At 61.8% G+C, this 14,825-nt stretch carries 14 protein-coding genes; 7 read left to right on the top strand and 7 right to left on the bottom strand.

Going from position 1 to position 14,825, the window contains the following annotated elements:
* Window positions 1-37: 37 nt before the first annotated feature.
* Window positions 38-2,059: a beta-N-acetylhexosaminidase gene (locus tag FHX10_RS10240; protein WP_097630901.1), complete on the top strand. Its 2,022-nt coding sequence runs from the start codon at window positions 38-40 to the stop codon at window positions 2,057-2,059.
* Between the two features lie 85 nt (window positions 2,060-2,144).
* Here FHX10_RS10240 and FHX10_RS10235 read toward each other — a convergent pair whose 3' ends face one another.
* On the bottom strand, window positions 2,145-2,621 hold the full coding sequence (locus FHX10_RS10235; RefSeq protein WP_097630902.1) for a winged helix-turn-helix transcriptional regulator: 477 nt from the start codon (window positions 2,619-2,621) through the stop codon (window positions 2,145-2,147).
* Window positions 2,622-2,711: 90 nt separating this feature from the next.
* Here FHX10_RS10235 and FHX10_RS10230 point away from each other — a divergent pair, with 90 nt between their 5' ends.
* Both FHX10_RS10230 and FHX10_RS10225 read left to right on the top strand, forming a co-directional pair.
* Window positions 2,712-3,527 (top strand): oxidoreductase, encoded by an 816-nt coding sequence (locus FHX10_RS10230; protein ID WP_184389284.1) that lies wholly within the window; start codon window positions 2,712-2,714, stop codon window positions 3,525-3,527.
* A gap of 52 nt (window positions 3,528-3,579) precedes the next feature.
* Entirely contained in the window at window positions 3,580-4,581 is a 1,002-nt protein-coding gene (locus FHX10_RS10225; protein ID WP_097630904.1) for an NADP-dependent oxidoreductase, read from the top strand.
* An 80-nt stretch (window positions 4,582-4,661) separates the two neighbouring features.
* Here FHX10_RS10225 and FHX10_RS10220 read toward each other — a convergent pair whose 3' ends face one another.
* Window positions 4,662-5,399, bottom strand: a complete 738-nt coding sequence (locus FHX10_RS10220; RefSeq protein WP_097630905.1) for a helix-turn-helix domain-containing protein — start codon at window positions 5,397-5,399, stop codon at window positions 4,662-4,664.
* A gap of 277 nt (window positions 5,400-5,676) precedes the next feature.
* Between FHX10_RS10220 and FHX10_RS10215 the strand changes: the two genes are divergently transcribed.
* On the top strand, window positions 5,677-6,591 hold the full coding sequence (locus FHX10_RS10215; protein WP_097630906.1) for a DMT family transporter: 915 nt from the start codon (window positions 5,677-5,679) through the stop codon (window positions 6,589-6,591).
* Window positions 6,592-6,682: 91 nt separating this feature from the next.
* Here FHX10_RS10215 and FHX10_RS10210 read toward each other — a convergent pair whose 3' ends face one another.
* The 5 genes from FHX10_RS10210 to FHX10_RS10190 form a co-directional block, all read right to left on the bottom strand.
* The gene (locus FHX10_RS10210) at window positions 6,683-7,885 is read right to left on the bottom strand and encodes an ROK family transcriptional regulator (protein ID WP_097594720.1); all 1,203 of its coding nucleotides are present in this window, start codon (window positions 7,883-7,885) and stop codon (window positions 6,683-6,685) included.
* A gap of 84 nt (window positions 7,886-7,969) precedes the next feature.
* A complete protein-coding gene (locus tag FHX10_RS10205; protein ID WP_097630907.1) occupies window positions 7,970-9,169 on the bottom strand; it encodes an MFS transporter in 1,200 nt (399 codons plus the stop codon).
* Window positions 9,170-9,332: 163 nt separating this feature from the next.
* A complete protein-coding gene (locus FHX10_RS10200) occupies window positions 9,333-10,109 on the bottom strand; it encodes an SDR family oxidoreductase (RefSeq protein WP_047613294.1) in 777 nt (258 codons plus the stop codon).
* A 25-nt stretch (window positions 10,110-10,134) separates the two neighbouring features.
* Window positions 10,135-10,998, bottom strand: a complete 864-nt coding sequence (locus FHX10_RS10195) for a MurR/RpiR family transcriptional regulator (protein WP_047613292.1) — start codon at window positions 10,996-10,998, stop codon at window positions 10,135-10,137.
* Between the two features lie 21 nt (window positions 10,999-11,019).
* Window positions 11,020-11,409 (bottom strand): RidA family protein, encoded by a 390-nt coding sequence (locus FHX10_RS10190; RefSeq protein ID WP_012555064.1) that lies wholly within the window; start codon window positions 11,407-11,409, stop codon window positions 11,020-11,022.
* 111 nt (window positions 11,410-11,520) lie between these two features.
* On the opposite strand from FHX10_RS10190, the gene FHX10_RS10185 reads away from it, so the two are divergent.
* Genes FHX10_RS10185 through FHX10_RS10175 form a run of 3 tightly spaced genes read left to right on the top strand, consistent with a single transcriptional unit; the run spans window position 11,521 to window position 14,610 of the window.
* Window positions 11,521-12,003 carry a hypothetical protein gene (locus FHX10_RS10185; protein WP_047613290.1) on the top strand — a complete coding sequence of 161 codons (483 nt, stop codon included), beginning with the start codon at window positions 11,521-11,523 and terminating at the stop codon, window positions 12,001-12,003.
* A gap of 30 nt (window positions 12,004-12,033) precedes the next feature.
* Entirely contained in the window at window positions 12,034-13,509 is a 1,476-nt protein-coding gene (locus FHX10_RS10180; RefSeq protein ID WP_097630908.1) for a M81 family metallopeptidase, read from the top strand.
* Window positions 13,510-14,610, top strand: coding sequence for a D-TA family PLP-dependent enzyme (locus FHX10_RS10175; protein ID WP_097630909.1), 1,101 nt, complete (start codon window positions 13,510-13,512; stop codon window positions 14,608-14,610).
* Window positions 14,611-14,825 lie beyond the last annotated feature (215 nt).

Here is a 14,825-nt window from a genome sequence, read left to right as displayed (position 1 = left end):
TTCTCAAAAGGCCAATCCTCAAAAGGAAAGAGTGACCATGTCCACATCACGACCGAAAGCCCTGCGGCTTGAAACCCTTTGGAACCCGCCTGCCGACGGCAAGGAGTTTTCCTACGTCCTGCGCCTCAAGAACCTCGGCACCGAGCGGCTTTCGAATTTCTCGCTTTGCGTCAGCGGCCCGGGTCGTGTCGATCCGGCAGGTCGTGTCGAAGGCGCCACGGTTTCGCAGCGGCTCTCGAATTTCACCGAATTCCAGCCGCCGGCCAATTTCGTTCTCGGCGCCGGCGAGACGTGGACGATCTCGGTCTATGCGCTGAGCTGGCAGTTCCGCCACTGGACGGACGGCGCGACGAGCGGCTATCTCGCGCTTTCCGACGGCAGCACGATCGTGCTCACCATAGAGCCGACGCGATCTTCGGTCAGCAACGCGCCGCTGAAGCGTGGCGCCGAGATCTATCCGGTTCCCGTCAACGCGCCGGTTCAGGTGTCAATCATCCCCTGGCCGAACCATGTGGCCGTCACTGCCCGCCGGCCGCTGCCGGCCGGTTTTGCGCCGCAGGCGCAAAGCGCTGAAGGGGAGGCGGCAGCACGCAGCTTCGCAGCGCTGGTCGAGCATCTCTTCGCCGTTGAAGGCATCGTGCGGAGCGAGGCGGAAGGCGCGGTTCCGGTTGTCCTGAAGGAGGCCACCGGGTTCGGACCAGAGGCTTACCGGCTGAGTTTCGAAGGTGAGACGATCACCATCGAGGCAAGCCGCCAGAGCGGCTTCTTCTACGGTCTCGTCACGCTCGGCCAGATCTGGCGCGGCGCAAGGCTGCATCCCCAAGTCTTCCAGTTTCCGGCCGCAGGCGAGATCGTCGACGAACCGTCGATGGGCTGGCGCGGGCTGCATCTCGATGTCGCCCGCCAGTTCTACGGTGCTGCCGAGGTCAAGAAGCTCGTGGCGGTGCTGGCCTGGAACAAGCTCAACCGCTTCCACTGGCACCTTTCCGACGACGAGGCCTGGCGCGTCGAGATCGACGCCTATCCCGCCCTGACCGCGGTCGGCGCCTGGCGCGGCCATGGCCTGGCCGTTCCGCCGCTGCTCGGTTCGAGCCCTGCCCGCACCGGCGGTTATTACACCAAGGCTGCGATCCGCGAGATCGTCGCCCAGGCTAAGAGCTTCGGCGTCGAGATCGTGCCGGAGATCGATGTCCCCGGCCATTGCTACGCCATGCTGCAGGCGATACCGGAGCTGCGCGACCCGGCCGAGGTCGGCAGCTACTATTCGGTTCAGGGCTTTCCCGACAATTGCATCAACCCGGCCCGCGAGAAGACCTACGAGATCATCGAGACGATCCTCTCGGAACTCATCGAGCTCTTTCCGTTCAAGACCATCCATCTCGGCGCCGACGAAGTTCCGCTCGGCGCGTGGTCCGGCTCGCCGGAAGCGCTCGAGCGCCTGCGCACCGTGGCGGGCGACGAGGTGGCCGATGCGCATGCCAAGCGGCTGAACGTCGTGACCAATACCCATGGCGCCGACGACATCCACGGCTCGGGCGCCGCCATCCTGCAGGCGGAGTTCCTGAATCGTGTCCAGCGCTTCCTTGCGAGCAAGGGCTGCATCACCGGCGGCTGGGAAGAGGCCGCCCACGGCGATGTCATCGACAAATCGAAGAGCTATCTCTGCAGCTGGCGCAACGTCGAGGTCTCGGCCGAACTTGCCGAACGCGGCTATCAAATGGTGGTCTGCCCCGGGCAGGTCTATTACCTCGACATGGCGCTCAGGCCCGATTGGGACGAGCCCGGCGCCAGCTGGGCGGGGACTTCGGATGCGGAAAAGCTCTACAATTTCGACCCCATCGGCGGCTGGACGACAGCACAGAAACAGAAGCTCCTCGGCATCCAGGCCTGCATCTGGTCCGAGCCGATGACGGATCGCGCCGTTTTCGACCGCCTCGTCTTCCCGCGCCTTTCCGCCCTTGCCGAAACGGGCTGGACGAAGCCTTCATCCAAATCGTGGGAGCGTTTCAGGGCGCTCGCAGGACTGATGCCGCTGCTCTACGGGCTGCAGCAGTCGTAGCGCCCGGATAGGCCACGGGTTTTGATTTGCGGACTACCCTTGCCATCGCCGGAGGCGGTGATGGCGGGGGATACTGACATTGCTTTCAAAGGGAATTGTCCGGTGCCGCTTCATCTGCCGCGGGCGGCTGACATTCGGCTGCGGCGATACGAATCGGACGTGTTCCAATCGGCGCGCCGGTCGCGCGGTCGATGGTGACGGGATCGATCTCGGTTCCGGTCTCGGCGTCGAAGAAGCGGGTGACGTCACCGCCGCCGCGATGCTTGCGGCCCCAGGCACCGATCGCAAACAGCACCGGCAGAAAGTCGCGGCCAGCCTCCGTCAGCACATATTCATCGCGCGGCGGGCGCTCGGAATAGCGGCGTTTTTCCAAGAGTCCTTCCTCGGTCAACGATGACAGCCGCCCCGTCAGCATCGTCGGGACGATGCCGAGGCTTTTGCGAAATTCATCGAAGCGGGTCAGCCCCGCATGGGCGTCGCGCATGATCAGCATGCTCCACGCATCGCCGACGAGCGCCAGGCTACGGGCGATCAGACAGGGTTGATTCGAAAGATTCTTCATGTCGATATCTTTTTAGTAGTGACTTACTATCAATTTGATAGTAACAGGTTGCGCATAGATGTTCCATGACAAAAACGAAGGCAGACATTGATGAGCAAGAGAGAACGCGGCGTTGCCCTGGTCACCGGGGCTTCCTCCGGCATCGGGCTGGTGACGGCGAAAGCGCTGCGGCACGACGGTTACCATGTGTTCGGCACCAGCCGGAAGCCGATGCCTGATACCGCCGATGGCATCACCATGCTGGTCTGCGACGTCATCGACGATCAATCCGTGCAGGGCGTCGTCGACGAGGTTCTGAAACGCACGGGACGGATCGATCTGCTCGTCAACAATGCCGGGATCGGCCTGCTCGGCGGTGCCGAGGAGTCGACGACGGCGCAGGCCAAAGCCGTCTTCGACGTCAACGTCTTCGGCACGATGCGCATGACCAATGCAGTGCTGCCGGTGATGCGGCGGCAGCGTAGCGGCCGGATCATCAACCTGAGCTCGATCCTCGGGCTGATCCCGGCGCCCTTCAACGCGCTCTACGCAGCAACCAAACACGCGATCGAAGGCTATTCGGAATCCCTCGACCATGAGGTGCGAACGCAGGGCATCCGCGTCGTGCTCGTCGAACCGGGCGTCACTCGCACCTCTTTCGAGGAGAACATCACCCGGCCGGACAAGCCGCTTGCCGTCTATGATGCGGTGCGTGCCGATGCAGAGAAGCTGATGCGCGAGATCGTCTCGAAGGGCGATGCGCCCGAAGTGGTCGCCGCAACCGTCGTCCGGGCTGCCAATGCGCCATCGCCCAAGAGACGTTACACGGCCGGGAAAGCAGCAGGACAGGTGCGTTTCATCCGCCGCTTCCTGCCCGAGTCCTTCGTCGACAAGAGCCTGCGGAAATTCAACAAACTTCCCGATTGATCCTGGCTTGCCGCGCATTGTCGGCTCATCACAAACACGAAAGTTCGCCTTCATGAAAGCATTCCTGATCGATCGCTACAAGAAAGGCGGCGCCCTCAGGCTCGGCCAGAGCCCTGAACCGCAGCTGCGCGAGAATGACGTCATGGTCGAGATCCATGCCGCTAGCGTGAACCCGCTGGATGCCAAGATCCGGGACGGAGAGTTCAAGCTGATCCTGCCTTACCGGCTTCCGTTGGTGCCCGGCAATGATGTCGCTGGTGTCGTGGTCCGGGTGGGCGCCAATGTCCGGCAATTCAAGCCCGGCGACGAGGTCTATGCGCGCCCCGGCAAGGATCGCATCGGCACCTTCGCCGAGTATATCGCCATCGACGCTGCCGATATCGCCCTGAAGCCCGCCAATCTCAGCATGGAAGAGGCCGCATCCATTCCGCTTGTGGCGCTGACCGCATGGCAGGCGCTGGTCGAGCGCGCCAAGCTGCAGAAGGGGCAGCGGGTGCTGATCCATGCGGGCTCGGGCGGCGTCGGCACCATCGCGATCCAGCTTGCCAAACATCTCGGCGCCCATGTGGCGACGACCGTGAGCACGGCAAATGTCGATCTGGTGAAAAGCCTCGGCGCCGATTTCGTGGTCGATTACAAGAAGGACGACTTCGAAAAGGTGCTGAAGGGCTATGACGTGGTGCTGAACAGCCTCGGCAAGGATACGCTGGAGAAATCGCTCGCCGTCCTCAAGCCGGGCGGCAAGCTGATCTCGATATCAGGTCCGCCTGATCCCGACTTCGGCAGGGAAAACGGCTTCGGCTGGCTGCTGCAGCAGGTCATGCGCTTCTTGAGCTTCGGCATCAGGCGGAAATCGAAAGGCCTGGGGATAGGCTATTCCTTCCTCTTCATGACGGCAAACGGCGCGCAACTCGGCAAGATCACCGCGCTGATCGAGGCGGGCGCCATCCGCCCCGTCATCGACCGGGCCTTCCCGTTCGAGAAGACCAACGAGGCGCTGGACTATGTGGAAACGGGACGCGCGAAGGGTAAGGTCGTCATCGCGGTGAAGTGAGGTCTTTAGCCGAGGGGCTTTTGCAGGACATCAAGCGCGGATTGGTTTCGGAAAAGACAAGTGCGGTCGAGCGAAGGACTTCACTGTCGTTGCCGGTAGGCAGAGGGTGTGACGCCTGTGCCCAACTTGAATGCCCGTGTCATATGGCTCTGGCTGCTGAAACCGCAGGCCGAAGCGATCTGCGCGATCGGGTCCATGCCGCACAACATCGATTTGGCGCGCTCGACACGCCGATGGGCCACCCACCCATGCGGGGAAACACCATAGCTTGCCCGGAACATCCGCTGAAAATGAAAGGCGCTGAGCTGCCCGATCGTCGCCAGATCCTGTAGGCGGATCGTCTCACCGAGATGGGCCTCGATATACTCGAGAATACGGCGTCGCACATGAGGAGCGAGCCCGCCGCTGATTGCGCAGGGACGCATCCCGCCAAAACGCGGATCAACGAAAAGATCGTTGATCGCCTGCGTCATTGCTTCTTCAGCCAACAGATGACCGCCCGCCAACATCGCTTTCGTCATCTGCCGCAGCGTGTGCGCCAAGGCGGGTGCCTCTGCGAAGGTCACTTCGGGAAGAGCCATGAGCCGAGCATCGCGGTCAAACGTCTCGGAAAACATCCGGCGCATTTGATCGTCGGGAACATACAGATGCACGAATTCGAAGAAGTCGGTGATTTCCCATTCGGACGAGTGCCCCTGTGGCATGATGCACAGGACCCCTGGACGGCCGCGCACGGGGCTGCCGTCCAGACGACGCGTTCCGGCGCCGCCTCTGAGATAAAGACTGAACGTATGACCGTTCGGCCGCTCATAGCTCATCCTGTCGTGTGCATTGTTCCAGATGGCCGCTGATCGCCCAAAACCCAAATCGATGGATTGTGACATCCGCGCATTGGGAGATGCGGACAAAAACCTGAAAACCGAGAGACGGCTATCTTTCACCAATACTTCCCCATGCCTGGCCACGCCTTGCGAACAATACTGGTCGACGACCCGCATGGCGAGCAGGAAGTCCGGGCAAAGCGATTTCATAGCAAGAATGTGCAAGAGCCCTGCGCGCGGTTCGCCTATTGGTCGCGAAAACGAGGATCACTCCATGGCAAATGCCGCTCTCTTCATCGCGACCGTCCTCATATGGGGGACGACCTGGATCGCCATTGCGATGCAGGTCGGTCCCGTGCCGGTCCTGGTCTCGGTCTTTTACAGATTTGCAGTCGCAGCAGTGATACTCGTCGCCATCCTGGCTGTCATGCGGCGGCTCAAGCTCCCTGCCTTGCGCGATCAACCTTTCATCCTTGCGCAAGCGCTCTGCCTGTTCAGCCTCAATTTCATCTGTTTCTACAGCGCCGCCGCCTCCATCCCGTCCGGGCTGATCTCCGTGATCTTTTCGCTCGCAACGATCTACAACGCCGTCAATGCGCGCCTGTTCTTCGGCGACCGCATTACGGGCCGCACGCTTCTCGCAGCGGCGCTCGGAGCAACCGGGCTCCTCCTGCTTTTCGGCGAGGAGGTTGTCGTCGATTTCGATACGGGCACGTTGAAAGGGATCGGGCTCGCAGCGCTTGGCACGCTCTTCTTCTCGCTGGGCAATATGGCATCGCGTCGAAACAGCGCGGTCGGAATCTCACCGCTGACCGCCAATGCATGGGGCATGGCCTATGGCGCGATCATCCTCCTCTTCCTGATTGCCGTGACGCAAACGCCGATCGTGGCGCCGCCCAACATCACTTATATTGCCGCCCTGTTCTATCTCGCGGCAATCGGATCGGTGATCGGTTTCACCACCTACCTGATGCTGGTGTCCCGCATCGGTTCCTCACGCGCTGCCTATGCCACCGTCCTGTTCCCGATCGTTGCCCTGTCATTGTCGACGGTCTTTGAAGGCTACCACTGGAGCGGTCTGGGCCTGATCGGCCTGGCGCTGACGCTTCTCGGGAACGTGGTCATCTTTGCGCGACCTCTCGCCCGTCGCCCGCTGCAAGCAGATGCGAGGCAGCCGGCCGGCGGATGAGGCCGGCATCGGCAACCTCCCGGGCGCTCTAGCACTTTGAATCTACGCATCGCGCTTTCCGAAAATCGATTCCGATTTTCGGGCCGATGCGCTAGCCGAGCGGTTTTTGCAGGACGTCGAAGCGCGGATTGGTTTCGGAAAAGATCGGCAGCGCGGCGGCGCCGAGGATGGCCGTATCCTTGCCGGTCATGCCGATCATGACGCGAGGCGCGGTGCGCTTCTGGCTGGGGTCGATCGGGGTGTACAGCGGCTCCAGCCGCTCTGCCAGCCGAAGCATCAGCGATGTCGATATGCTGCCGCCGAGCACGATGGTCTGCGGATCGAAGGCCAGTTCCAGAAAATCGACAGTCTGCCGCAGCGGCTGGACGGCCTGATCGAGCCAGGCATCGAGACCCTCACCGCCCCTGGCGATCAGTGCGTCGAGATCGTCAGGCGAAAGCTCCTCGGCATTGGCAATGCCCATGAATTCGTAGGCAACGGTCGGCGAGATGTAGCGATCCAGACAACCGCGCTTGCCGCAGCTGCAGAGCTTGCCATGCGGTTCGACGATGATATGCCCGATCTCGCCGGCATTGTTGCGGCTGCCCTTGTAGAGGTGGCCGTCGAGGAACATTCCCGCACCGATGCCGCCGCCGCCGGCGAGGAAGAGATAGACGAAGCTGCCCAAACCGCGGGCGACGCCGTGAAGACGCTCGCCGATCGCCGCTGCCGTCGCATCGTTCTCGACGAGCACCGGCACCTTCACCCGCTGTTCCAGCTCATGCCCGACAGGAAAGTCCTGCCAGCCGGGCAGGCTCTGCGGGCTGAGAGAGGTTGTGCCGCCATCGGCATAACGGCCGGGCAGGGCCATGCCGACGCCGAGCAGCCGGTTCCGGTCGAATGCGAAGGCCTGCTGAAGATCCTCGACGATTGTCTGGAGAGCCGGCATGGCCCTTTGCGGATCGGGGTGTTCGACATGGCGCTCGATGCGTGCGCAAACGGCGCCGGACAGATCCGTCAGAACGCCGCTTGCGCGCTGGCGGCCGAGTTCGAGGCCAATCGAATAGGCACCGCGTGGATTGATGGTGTAGGGGATGATCGGCTGGCCGCGCGCCAGCTTCTGCGCCTCGGACGGGACGAGAAGGTGCGATCTCTCCAGTTCCTCGACGATATTCGAGACGGTCTGGGCGGTCAGCGCCGTCATCCGGGCGATCGCCGCGCGCGACAAGGGGCCGTGCGTGCGGACAGCCTCGATCACCACACGCCGGTTGTGAGACTTGGCCTGCTCGAGATTCGTGCCAGAGATCGCCTTCATGTCGCCTTCAAAGGAAATGGTGCGTCACCCTTGTCACAAGACGAACAGCGATGAAAGCTCCATTCTTCGCAACGTCTTATTTGCTCAACGGGCTCTGCGTCCTTGCAGGAAGCCGAGGAGCGCTATGCCGGATAATCCGGTGACGGCGCTCAGGATGGCGGTTCCCGAATAGCCTGTCATGAATGTGCCGGCGGCAAAGACCAGCGCGCCGATCCCGGCGCTGGCAAAGATGTTGACGGAGATCAGTGCGCTGCCGAGCCCCGGCCGGTCGGCGATGAGATCCTGCAGATAGGTGATCGGAAAGCTGATGATCGCGGCCGCTCCGATGCCTGCGAGCAAGGTGAGCCCATAGAGGTGCCACGGCTGCGAGGCAAAGCCGAGAAGGCTGAGAAATACGGCATAGATGACGGTGCCGGCGGCAAGCGCCGTCATCTGGCCGGTCTTCCGGGCAATCCGCGACCAGATGATGATGAAGACGACCTCCAGCAATGCGACGATGCCGACAAGAATGCCGACGTCGCTGAGCCTGCCATGCGCAGCACCGGTGGCGATCAACGGCAGAAGGGCGTCATTGAGATGCAGCGTGCTGGTAATCAGCGCCACCCCGCAAATATGCGCGGAGATGCGCGGCGAAACCACCTGGCGCAGCGCGCCGAGATAGCTGAGATGATGGACCGCGGCCATCTCCGTTGCCGACCGCTTGGGCAGGGCGAAGATGATGATTGCCTGGCAGAGCAGACATGAGATGGCGGCAAAGAGATAGGCCGGCAGCATGCTCGATGCGCCGGACAGCATGAGGCCTGTTATCCCCGGGATCAGCACCCAGGACAGCGAGATCATGGCGCGCACACCGGAGTTGGCCGTCACCATGTCGCTTCGGTTCATGCCGTGCATCGCCGCGCGCGCATTGGCAAACAGCAGCGAGTTCAGCGCCCCGTAAATCGGCAGCGGCAGCAAGCCGCTGATGACGAAGACGGCGGCTGTGGGAAAAGCGTAGACCATGCCGTAGCCGGCGATGCCGAACAGGCAGGCGCCGATCATCGTCGACCTGTACTCGCCCAGCCGATCGGCGAGATTGCCGAGCAGGATGCTGATGACGACGTTCACCGCCGCCGAGACAAAACTCAGGAAGGAATAGAGGCCGTCGCTCAAGCCCAATTCGCGGATACCGACGATCGAACGGTAGGGTGCGGTCATCGCCCCCGCCATCCCGAAGGTAAAAATGGCGATCATGCTGGCGCGGATCGCCGGATTGCGGAAGACATCGGGAAAAAGGCGGCTCATGCGGTCATCGATCCGAAGTAAGCCGGCTTCACAACCTGCTCCTCTCGTATTCCTCTAGAGCAATTCCAGGAAAAGTGCGAAGCGGTTTTTCGTCCGGAATTGCGTAAAAACAAAAAGTTAGAGCGGTTCGGCGCTTCCATGAAAAGATGAACCGCTCTGGATTTCAATAATGTTCCGATTGCGAGAAGGTCCGCGCCAGTTCGGCTTGGCCAGCCGTGAGGCCGCAATCGACTGGCAGGCAGACGCCTGTGATCGCTGCGGCAAGAGGACCGGCAAGGAAGGCCACGGCATTGGCGACGTCTTTCGGATCGACGACGCGCTGCAGCGGATACCAGCGGCGAGCTTCCTCGAAAACATTTGGATTGGCGCTTGCGCGTGCTTCCCAGGCCTGCGTCTTCACCGTGCCGGGTGCGACGGCATTGGAGCGGATGCCGAACTTGCCGTATTCCACGGCAACCAACCGGGTAAAATGCAGAAGGCCTGCCTTGGCGGCGCTATAGGCAGGGTGTCCGAAGACATGCAGGCCGTTGACCGAGGCGATGTTGACGACGGAGCCCTTCGAGGCCTTCAGCATGGGCTCGCATGCGCGGAAACATAAGAATGCCGCTTCGAGATTGAGCGCAACGTCCGCCCGCCAGATCTCCGGCGTCGTCTCGTGCAGGTTGGTGGCGCGGGCCGCACCGGCATTGTTGACGAGGGTCCGAACCACACCGATCTCCGCCGCACGCCTTGCCAATTCGGCAATGCTCGTCTCGTTGGTCACGTCGCATCCGACGGCCACGAAACGATTGCCCGGCCCGAGTTTTGACGCCACGGCAGCCGCAGCGGCAGCATCGATGTCGGCGAGCAGCACGACGTCGTGGTCATCGGCGAGCCGTGCGGCGATCGCCGCGCCGATATCGCCTGCAGCGCCGGTCACGATGGCTATCGACTGCGTCATTTCCTGTCGCTCCCGTTCATGAACCTCAATCTCCAAGCAATTGCCGGTCGTCGCCGTCGCGGTGAATGACCAGCTGCTGCTTGATGCGCCGAAGCGTGGTCGTCGCCTTTGGCTGAACGGCGTAGGCGACCAGGCTCGACAGAATATCGACCGTCGCGATGTAGGCGATGCGCGTGGAGGTCGGGCGATAGATATTGCTGCCTTCGGGAAGGTCGATCGGCACGACGATCTCGGCAGCCTTGGCAACCGGGCTTGCCGTCTGGGTCAGAGCGATCGTCTTCACCTTGGCCTGGCGGGCAAGCTCGAAGGCCCGCACCAGCTCCGTATTGCGTCCCGAGAAGGAGGAGCCGATCAACACGTCGCCGGGCCTTGCCGCGGCAGCCATCATCAGCTGCATGCTGTGGTCGGAACTTGCCGTGATGCGCAACCCGAGACGGAAGAGGCGATTCTGGAGTTCGTCCGCGATCATCGACGAATTGCCGCCCGAGCCGAAGGCGTAAATCATATCGGCCTTGGCGATATGCGAAACGGCGGCTTCGATCGCGGCGAGATCAAGCGACCGGTGCAGGAGAAACAACGCGTTCTGGGCCTTGGTGATGATATCCTGGGCCACATCGGCCGGGTCGGTGCTTTTCGATTCCGGTTTCAGATAACGCACGCCGATATGGGCGGTTCGGGCGAGCTGCACCTTGAAGTCGGAGAAACTTTCGCAACCCAGCCGACGGCAAAAACGGGTGACGGTCGGCGGCGATACCTCGGCCCGTTCCGCCAGCTCGATGATCGAGGCGTTCACGGCAAACTCGAAGTCGTTGACGATGATTTCCGCGATGCGGCTCTCGGAGGGGGAGAGCCGGCTCTTGTCTTCCTGCAATGTCGAAAAGATATCCAAACCCGTCCCCCCGATGGCGCGCTATCCATCCTTCTTCTTATAGGCCACGCAGTCGATCTCAACCTTGCAATCGACCATCATCGACGATTGCACACAGGCGCGTGCCGGCGGATGTTCGCCGAAATACTCCTGATAGATTTTATTGAAGGTCCAGAAGTCGCGCGGATCGTCGAGCCAGACGCCGACGCGCACGACGTCCTCGACCCCGTACCCGGCCTCATCGAGGATCGCCAGCACATTGGCGATCGTCTTGTGGGTCTGGGCAATGATGTTACCGTCGATGATTTCGCCATCTTCCATCGCAACCTGCCCGGAAACATACAGCCATCCGTCGGCTTCGACCGCACGTGCGAAAGGCAGCGCCTTGCCGCCGGCGCCGGTTTGAACAGTGCCATAGCGCTTGATGGGCATGCTGAAGTCCTTGCAAATTATTTTCTTGATAAGTTGACAAATGACCATAGAAAGCGGAATTTGACCAGTGAAAAACGCGATTTATGAAAAGAATTTCAATCCGGGGCAAACATGCGCGATCCTTTCCTAAATCCTTTCCCGTCCGACAGTGCCCGGTCTGCGATCTGGGAAATGCTCGTTCCGCGCGATATCGATGCCTTTCTGGCCGCCGACTGGTCGATGGTCGAGCATGACTTCGTCGAAGAGGGCTTCATCGGCATCGACGGTCAGAAGGCCGTCAGCCCCGACAAGTGGCGCCTCGCATTTCCGACGCTGTCGGCCTATCGCGAGGAATGGCTGAGGCAGGCCAGGGATTTCGCCGCACAGAGTTTCGCGGAAGATGCGCGCACGGCGATCTTCACCACGACGACGCTTGAGGATATCGAGATCGAAGGCGACATGGCGCTTGTCCGCAAGAAATTCGACGGCGGCATTTCCAAGCCTGACGGCACCCGCGATATCATGCAATGGCAGACGCTTTATTATTGCAGGCTTCACCAAGGACGCTGGAAAATCTCAGGTTTCACCGGCTACCTGCCGAACCCGATGGGTTGACGCGGGGACGACAACACGAAGGCCACTTTCTTGCGCATTTTCACCGCAGCACTGGCGACCGAGACCAACACCTTTTCCCCGATCTGCGTGGATCGCCGCGCATTCGAAGCCTCGCTTTATGCCCCGCCGGGCCAACATCCGGAAACGCCGACGCTCTGCACCGCGCCGATCACCGTCGGAAGGCGCGTCACCCGAGAAAAAGGTTGGGAGCTGATCGAGGGAACCGCCACCTGGGCCGATCCCGCCGGTCTCGTCAACCGGGCGACCTACGAAGAATTGCGTGACGAAATCCTCGATCAACTCCGCGCGGCAATGCCGGTCGACGCTGTCGTGATGGGCCTGCATGGCGCCATGGTGGCCGCCGGATACGAAGACACGGAAGGCGATCTTCTCGCGCGCATGCGCGAGATGGTCGGGCCCGACGTGCTAATCTGCGCCGAACTCGATCCGCACAGCCATCTCACGGCAAAACGCGTCGCGGCACTCGATTTCGCCGTCTATTTCAAGGAATTTCCGCATACGGATTTCGTCGATCGCGCCGAGGATCTCTGGCGCATCGCCGTGGAAACACTGGAAGGCCGGGTCAAGCCTGATATGTCGGTATTCGACTGTAAGATGATCGACGTCTTCCCGACATCGCGCGAGCCGATGCGCTCCTTCGTCGACAAGATCATGCGGATCGAGAAGGATGATCCGGACATCCTGTCGATCTCGGTGATCCACGGTTTCATGGTGGGCGACGTTCCCGAAATGGGAACGAAGCTGCTTGTCGTCACCGACGACAAGCCGGAAAAGGGCGCGGCTCTGGCGCGCGAACTCGGCCTGGAGCTGTTTTCCAAGCGCGGCACCTTCATGGTCCCGCAGATCGACGAGAAGGAAGCCGTGTCGCGGGCGATGGCCGCCACCGCATGGCCCGTCGTCATTGCCGACGTCTGGGACAATCCGGGCGGCGGCACGGCAGGGGATGCCACTGTCGTCCTGGGCGAACTCCTGGCCCGCGGCGTCACCAGCGCCGCGATCGGCACGATCTGGGATCCGGTGGCCGTGCAGATCTGTTTTGCGGCGGGCGAGGGGGCGGAGATTCCGCTGCGCTTCGGCGCCAAGTCGGCACCCGGCACCGGCAATCCCATCGACGGTACCGTGAAGATCGTCAAGCTCTTGAAGAATGCCGAGATGCAGTTCGGCGAGAGCCTCGCACCTTTCGGCGATGCCGCCCATATCGTGCTTGACGGCATCGACATCATCCTCAATTCCACCCGCGCCCAAAGCTTCGATCCGAGCCTTTTTTCGGTGATGGGCATCGATCCCACCAGGCAGAAGATCCTGGTGATCAAATCCACCAACCACTTCTTCGCCTCCTTCTCGAAGATCGCAGCGGAAATCCTTTACTGCTCCGCCGGAACGCCCTATCCCAATAATCCGGCAACGACGCCATACCAGCGGGCACCGAAGACCATCTGGCCGATCGTCGCCGATCCACATGGGATAGAACGCGGAGCCGCCTAGATGCCTGACACCCCGTTTGCCGTCGTCGCCAAGGCGGGCGACAGGATCGCCGATCTCTCGACGCCGCGTCCCGTGATCGACGAAGACAGGCTGGCGGCAAACATCGCCCGCGTTCAATCCTATATGGATCAGCACGGGCTGAACTTCCGGCCGCATATCAAGACGCACAAGATCCCGGCCCTGGCCGTCGCGCAGACTGCCGCGGGCGCCAAGGGCATCAATTGCCAGAAGGTGACGGAAGCCGAAGTCTTCGCCGCAGCCGGCTTCGAGGACATCCTCATCACCTTCAACATCCTCGGACCGCAGAAAATCGAGCGGCTGGCCAGGCTGAACGACAGGATTTCAGCGCTGAAGGTCGTCGCCGACAGCGAAGTGACGGTAGACGGCCTGGCAGCACATTTCTCCGGCCACAAGCCGCTGAACGTCCTGGTCGAATGCGATACCGGCGGCGGCCGCTGCGGCGTACAGACGCCGGGGGAGGCGGCCTCGCTCGCCAAGCGCATCGCCGCCGCCGACGGACTGACCTTCGGCGGCATCGTGACCTATCCGAAGCCGCAATCGGCGGCCGCCGTGGAAGCCTTCATCGCTGAAACGCTGGCACAGCTGAAAGCCGAAGGCATAACCTGCCAGATCGTCAGCAATGGCGGCACACCCAGCCTCTTCGAGGCCCATCTCGTCAAATCGGCCACCGAACACCGCGCCGGCACCTATATCTACAACGACCGCCAGATGGTGCGCATGGGCCATTGCACCGAGGACGATTGCGCCATGCATGTGCTGGCGACCGTGGTGTCACGGCCAAATGCCGACCGCGCCGTCATCGATGCCGGCTCAAAGGCGCTGACCTCGGATCTCCAGGGCTTCAGCGACTACGGCCTGATCGTCGGTTATCCCCAAGCGCGGATCACCAGCCTCTCGGAAGAACACGGCGTCATCGACCTCGCGAATTGCACCGGCCCCCGCCCGCAGATCGGCGAGAAGCTCTTCATCATCCCGAACCACACCTGCGTGGTCTCCAACCTGTTCGATACGATGGTCTTCCATCGCGGCGGCATCGTCACCCGCGTCGAGGAAGTCGCGGCCCGCGGTCTCGTCTGGTAGGGGTCCGTTCAGGTCAGGGGAGTGACGCAAAGCTCGCGCATGGGACATTTGCGCGCCGACCGACCTTGCTCGGGGCTAGTATGAAGGGCGCGATCAACGCCACTCCTCATCCGTACGGTCACTTTCATAGCGCAGGTGCCTGCGGTCATGGTGCTCCCGAGTGGTTTCAGTCCCGGCCATCTCGATCCTCCGTAGTCTTCGCAAACCACAGAGAA

Origin of the sequence: Rhizobium sp. BK591 (genome assembly GCF_014195045.1) — a bacterium.
Classification (GTDB): domain Bacteria; phylum Pseudomonadota; class Alphaproteobacteria; order Rhizobiales; family Rhizobiaceae; genus Rhizobium; species Rhizobium anhuiense.
This window is presented reverse-complemented; position numbering and strand designations above follow the sequence as displayed.

Excerpts from the sequence above, each read along its gene's own strand:
- FHX10_RS10240 (WP_097630901.1), top strand. The coding sequence starts at position 38 with ATGTCCACATCACGACCGAAAGCCCTGCGGCTTGAAACCCTTTGGAAC.
- FHX10_RS10235 (WP_097630902.1), bottom strand. The coding sequence starts at position 2,621 with ATGAAGAATCTTTCGAATCAACCCTGTCTGATCGCCCGTAGCCTGGCG.
- FHX10_RS10230 (WP_184389284.1), top strand. The coding sequence starts at position 2,712 with ATGAGCAAGAGAGAACGCGGCGTTGCCCTGGTCACCGGGGCTTCCTCC.
- FHX10_RS10225 (WP_097630904.1), top strand. The coding sequence starts at position 3,580 with ATGAAAGCATTCCTGATCGATCGCTACAAGAAAGGCGGCGCCCTCAGG.
- FHX10_RS10220 (WP_097630905.1), bottom strand. The coding sequence starts at position 5,399 with ATGAGCTATGAGCGGCCGAACGGTCATACGTTCAGTCTTTATCTCAGA.
- FHX10_RS10215 (WP_097630906.1), top strand. The coding sequence starts at position 5,677 with ATGGCAAATGCCGCTCTCTTCATCGCGACCGTCCTCATATGGGGGACG.
- FHX10_RS10210 (WP_097594720.1), bottom strand. The coding sequence starts at position 7,885 with ATGAAGGCGATCTCTGGCACGAATCTCGAGCAGGCCAAGTCTCACAAC.
- FHX10_RS10205 (WP_097630907.1), bottom strand. The coding sequence starts at position 9,169 with ATGAGCCGCCTTTTTCCCGATGTCTTCCGCAATCCGGCGATCCGCGCC.
- FHX10_RS10200 (WP_047613294.1), bottom strand. The coding sequence starts at position 10,109 with ATGACGCAGTCGATAGCCATCGTGACCGGCGCTGCAGGCGATATCGGC.
- FHX10_RS10190 (WP_012555064.1), bottom strand. The coding sequence starts at position 11,409 with ATGCCCATCAAGCGCTATGGCACTGTTCAAACCGGCGCCGGCGGCAAG.
- FHX10_RS10185 (WP_047613290.1), top strand. The coding sequence starts at position 11,521 with ATGCGCGATCCTTTCCTAAATCCTTTCCCGTCCGACAGTGCCCGGTCT.
- FHX10_RS10175 (WP_097630909.1), top strand. The coding sequence starts at position 13,510 with ATGCCTGACACCCCGTTTGCCGTCGTCGCCAAGGCGGGCGACAGGATC.